The organism is Mesorhizobium sp. Cs1321R2N1, from assembly GCF_037179725.1.
Classification (GTDB): Bacteria; Pseudomonadota; Alphaproteobacteria; order Rhizobiales; family Rhizobiaceae; genus Mesorhizobium; species Mesorhizobium salmacidum.
The window spans coordinates 15,001-17,500 of the sequence record NZ_JAPYKP010000047.1; the positions used below are offsets into that span (position 1 = coordinate 15,001).

The following is a 2,500-nucleotide window of genomic DNA, read 5'->3' on the forward strand; positions in this document are numbered from 1 at the left end:
AATCCTGTCTGAAATTGGGGGGACCACCCTCCAAGCCTAAGTACTCGTGCATGACCGATAGCGAACTAGTACCGTGAGGGAAAGGTGAAAAGCACCCCGACAAGGGGAGTGAAAGAGTACCTGAAACCGATTGCCTACAAACAGTGGAAGCCCAAGGTTCGTCCTGGGTGACCACGTACCTTTTGTATAATGGGTCAGCGACTTAGTGTGACGAGCAAGCTTAAACCGCTAGGTGTAGGCGCAGCGAAAGCGAGTCTGAACAGGGCGTTCAGTTCGTCGCATTAGACCCGAAACCGAGTGATCTAGCCATGAGCAGGTTGAAGGTAAGGTAACACTTACTGGAGGACCGAACCCATAACTGTTGCAATAGTTCGGGATGACTTGTGGCTAGGGGTGAAAGGCCAATCAAACTCGGAAATAGCTGGTTCTCCGCGAAATCTATTTAGGTAGAGCGTCGACCGAATACCCCAGGGGGTAGAGCACTGGATGGGCTAGGGGTCCTCACCGGATTACCAAACCTAACCAAACTCCGAATACCTGGGAGTACTAGTCGGCAGACACACGGCGGGTGCTAACGTCCGTCGTGAAAAGGGAAACAACCCTGACCTACAGCTAAGGTCCCCAAGTTATGGCTAAGTGGGAAAGGATGTGAGGATCCCAAAACAACCAGGATGTTGGCTTAGAAGCAGCCATCATTTAAAGAAAGCGTAACAGCTCACTGGTCTAAATAAGGGTCTTTGCGCCGAAAATGTAACGGGGCTAAAGCCATACACCGAAGCTTAGGGTTTGGTCCGCAAGGGCCAAGCGGTAGCGGAGCGTTCTGTAAGCTGATGAAGCCATACCCGTGAGGGGTGGTGGAGGTATCAGAAGTGCGAATGCTGACATGAGTAACGTAAGGGGAGTGAGAGACTCCCCCGCCGAAAGACCAAGGGTTCCTGCTTAAAGCTAATCTGAGCAGGGTTAGCCGGCCCCTAAGACGAGGCGGAAACGCGTAGTCGATGGGAACCACGTTAATATTCGTGGGCTTGGAGGTAGTGACGGATCATTGAGGTAGTCCAATCTTATCGGATTGAACGGGCTGCTGCGTGGTTCCAGGAAATAGCTCCTCCTTATAAACCGTACCCGAAACCGACACTGGTGGTCTGGTAGAGTATACCAAGGCGCTTGAGAGAACTATGCTGAAGGAACTCGGCAAATTGCACGCGTAACTTCGGAAGAAGCGTGACCCTTTTCTACGCAAGTAGAGGAGGGTGGCACAGACCAGGGGGTAGCGACTGTTTATCAAAAACACAGGGCTCTGCGAAGTCGCAAGACGACGTATAGGGTCTGACGCCTGCCCGGTGCTGGAAGGTTAAGAGGAGGGGTGCAAGCTCTGAATCGAAGCCCCAGTAAACGGCGGCCGTAACTATAACGGTCCTAAGGTAGCGAAATTCCTTGTCGGGTAAGTTCCGACCTGCACGAATGGCGTAACGACTTCCCCGCTGTCTCCAGCATAGACTCAGTGAAATTGAATTCCCCGTGAAGATGCGGGGTTCCTGCGGTTAGACGGAAAGACCCCGTGCACCTTTACTATAGCTTTACATTGGCATTCGTAGTGGCATGTGTAGGATAGGTGGTAGGCTTTGAAACCTGGGCGCCAGCTCAGGTGGAGCCACCCTTGAAATACCACCCTTATTACTATGGATGTCTAACCGCGGCCCGTTATCCGGGTCCGGGACAATGTATGGTGGGTAGTTTGACTGGGGCGGTCGCCTCCTAAAGAGTAACGGAGGCGCGCGATGGTGGGCTCAGAACGGTCGGAAATCGTTCGCTGAGTGCAATGGCATAAGCCTGCCTGACTGCGAGACTGACAAGTCGAGCAGAGACGAAAGTCGGTCATAGTGATCCGGTGGTCCCGCGTGGAAGGGCCATCGCTCAACGGATAAAAGGTACGCCGGGGATAACAGGCTGATGACCCCCAAGAGTCCATATCGACGGGGTTGTTTGGCACCTCGATGTCGACTCATCGCATCCTGGGGCTGGAGCAGGTCCCAAGGGTATGGCTGTTCGCCATTTAAAGCGGTACGTGAGTTGGGTTCAGAACGTCGTGAGACAGTTCGGTCCCTATCTGCCGTGGGTGTAGGAATATTGAAAGGATCTGTCCCTAGTACGAGAGGACCGGGATGGACGGATCTCTGGTGGACCTGTTGTGGCGCCAGCCGCATAGCAGGGTAGCTATATCCGGACGGGATAACCGCTGAAGGCATCTAAGCGGGAAACCCACCTTAAAACGAGTATTCCCTGAGAACCGTGGAAGACGACCACGTTGATAGGCCGGGTGTGGAAGAGCGGCAACGCTTGAAGCTTACCGGTACTAATAGTTCGATCGGCTTGATCGTTCTCATTCCTAATATCCATTTGACGAAGTCAAATGGTTTGTTCTCACTCACGCTTGTTCCGCCCTTCGGGCGGCGCTACGTGGGTGCGGCGCATCGGCGCCGACGGTCGGTCGACCTTGCGA

1 rRNA gene (cut by a window edge) is annotated in these 2,500 nt (G+C 53.6%); it reads left to right on the forward strand.

Features of this window, described 5'->3' with window-relative positions:
- A 23S ribosomal RNA gene (locus tag O7A61_RS14615) occupies window positions 1-2,378 on the forward strand (it extends 491 nt beyond the left edge of the window).
- Window positions 2,379-2,500 lie beyond the last annotated feature (122 nt).